The following is a 1,599-nucleotide window of genomic DNA, read 5'->3' on the forward strand; positions in this document are numbered from 1 at the left end:
CCTGCTCGGGCTCACTACGCGGTTGAATCGGCTTAAGGCACGCAGTCGACGCAGCCGCTTGAAGGTGGCGGCCACTGACCGCTTTGTCCGCAAATTGGGTGACACCGGCATCATCGATCTGGGCCTGCGTCTGGGGCCCTATGGCAGTGGCGGCAAGGCCCTGGCCGAGCTCAAAGAGAACGGCCTGCATACACTGCCCAAAGTGGCCTGGCGCCTGCTGCGGGGAAAAAGCCATGGGCTGACCTTCAAGAGTCTGCAAGCGGCTCCGCACGGCATTGATCTGGGGCCGCTGACGCCCATGTTGCCGCAGCGTCTGTTTACGCCCGATCAGCGCATCAATCTGGTGCCCGCGCTCTACCACCGGGCCTTGCAAGGTTTGCCGGTGCCGTCTGCTCCGGAAAAGGATCAGCTGCTGATGATTGGCCGGCGCCATATCCGCAGCAATAATTCCTGGATGCATAACAGCCAGCGCCTGATCAAAGGTAAGGGTCGCTTCACTGCGATTGTGCACCCGCAGGATGCCCAGCGACTGGGTGTGGAAGAGGGGGCGGATGTGACCATCAGCGGCAGCGCCGGCAGCATCACGCTCCCGGCCAGTATCAGTGACGACATCATGCCCGGGGTGATCAGTGTGCCCCATGGTTGGGGCCATGACCGCGACGGCGTGCAGCTGGAAATCGCCCGCTCTACCCAGGGCTGCAGTGTGAACGATGTGATCGGCACGGAACGGGTGGAAGCGGTAACGGCCATGGCGCAGCTCAATGGCATTCCCGTCACGCTGGCCCCAGCAATCTGCCCGTGAGAGTCGCTCCGTGGCGAGCGGCGGCATGTGTTGCCGGGTGCCTGTCGCTGCCTTGCGCGGCGGCAGTTACCGAAACCGATACCTTCATGGCGAATGTGGAGAAGGGCACTCACGGGCCCAACCTGGAAAAAGGCAACTGGGTAGTGGCGCCCATCCCCGTGTCGAACCCCACCATGGGTACAGGTTTGCAACTGGCGACCCTGTACCTGCACCCGTCCCGTGATGGCAATGGTGGCCCCAACCCCACCAGTGGCCTGGGCGCCATGTACACCGATACTGACAGCTGGGTGGTGGGTGCCTTTCATCAAGATTACCTGTTGGATGATCGTTTGCGGGTTACGGCACCGGCCTGCGCTGGCAAACTACCCCGAGCAAGCCTCTGCACATCGGTGTGGATGTGGCCTTCACAGAAGACGATACCGTCTTCTTTATTCAGTTGGGCGAAAGTTTTTAGGCCGGGTTTCTTCGTTAAGATCTTCTTCGCGATGCAAGCATCGCCTCCCACAGAGAGGCTTCATTTTATGGGGTGGTGGTTTTGTGGGAAGCGATGCTTGCATCGCGAAGAAAGAGGCTCACCTTATATCCTCAAAAGGTTAAGGAACCTCTGAAAAACTCCTTGCATGCTCAGCGTGGCCTGAAGCGTGCAGCTGTTGCGTCTTGTCTTGATGGTCAGGGTGGTTCCCTTTCCGAGAGGCAAGGCGCAGCAGGTGTGCGCTTCAGGCCGCGCCTTTATGCCCGAACGGGTGCTTCGGGTCATCCAGGCTGGCCCGCACTCGTTGTTGCGCTTTTTCGATGGA

At 60.3% G+C, this 1,599-nt stretch carries 2 protein-coding genes; both read left to right on the forward strand.

Going from position 1 to position 1,599, the window contains the following annotated elements; genetic code table 11:
- Positions 1 to 802: molybdopterin dinucleotide binding domain-containing protein (locus A3754_RS22635; protein ID WP_304439860.1), on the forward strand; the 802-nt coding region annotated here is incomplete at its 5' end.
- Between the two features lie 86 nt (positions 803 to 888).
- Positions 889 to 1,410, forward strand: a complete 522-nt coding sequence (locus A3754_RS22640) for a hypothetical protein (RefSeq protein WP_156497157.1) — start codon at positions 889 to 891, stop codon at positions 1,408 to 1,410.
- Positions 1,411 to 1,599: the final 189 nt, after the last annotated feature.

It is taken from the genome of Alcanivorax sp. HI0083 (genome assembly GCF_001635175.1).